The organism is Bacillus sp. 05T31 (assembly GCF_056396725.1).
Genome location: NZ_JBFTMA010001109.1, coordinates 1 through 903 on the forward strand (window position 1 = coordinate 1; position 903 = coordinate 903).

Annotated in this window: 1 protein-coding gene; it reads right to left on the reverse strand. The window is 37.9% G+C overall.

Features of this window, described 5'->3' with window-relative positions; genetic code table 11:
* Positions 1–167: 167 nt before the first annotated feature.
* On the reverse strand, positions 168–761 hold the full coding sequence (locus AC1DJR_RS31700; protein WP_002011278.1) for a TVP38/TMEM64 family protein: 594 nt from the start codon (positions 759–761) through the stop codon (positions 168–170).
* Positions 762–903 lie beyond the last annotated feature (142 nt).

A 903-nucleotide genomic window follows, 5' to 3' on the forward strand; every position in this document is an offset into this window, starting at 1 on the left:
AAGTGAAACTTAATCGGTGGGGGTTTTGTTCATCCCCCACCGATTATGAGCCCGCACCAATCGGGCATTTACGGGCAGTTTGATCTCCCACCTAACTTCTTTGCTTCAGTCGAATTTTTTGGTGGGAGTTTTACTGCCCTCAAATAGCGGGACAAAGAAGACTTTTCCTAATGTAGTTCTAACTTTACTTCAATTTTTTTACCGACATACCATAAAATAAAAATAACAACGCCCACAATAACCGATTTCACCGGCTTATGAATAAATGACACTAAATCATGACCGATATACGTTAAAATAAAGATCATAACAAGCTTTCCAAATGCTAATGCTAGTCCAAACTGTTTTACGCTAATGCGAGATAAACCAGCTACAACGTTTATAAGCGCAGATGGTGTGAACGGAAAACAAAATATAACAAAGATTGGCGCGAACCCTTTTCTTTCAATCCATCCCATCGCTTTTCGCACTCTCTCATGCTTATTTACAAAAGAAAAGAAACGACTTCTTCCAAAGCTACGAATAATGAAAAATACAAGCATTGCACCAATTACTGACCCAATCCATGAATAAAGAAAACCGAACCAAAAACCAAATGCAACAGCATTCGCCAACACAAACACAATGAGTGGCAATGCCGGAATAAGCGCCTCTATCATCGGTAAGCCAATACCGAGAAGTGGTCCGAACGCACGATAACTTTCAACAATATGATCCATATTTTCTGGTGAAAAATACTCTTTGATCGTTTGAAAATCCATTCTACACTTTACCCCTTTACTCTAATTACTACCTCTACTGTATCATTGCTTAAATGAAAGAGGAAATGGTAGATACGACATATGGAGATGTATTTATTAAAGTTTCCATATCATTCGCTAGAATTCCTTCATTATTATGCTA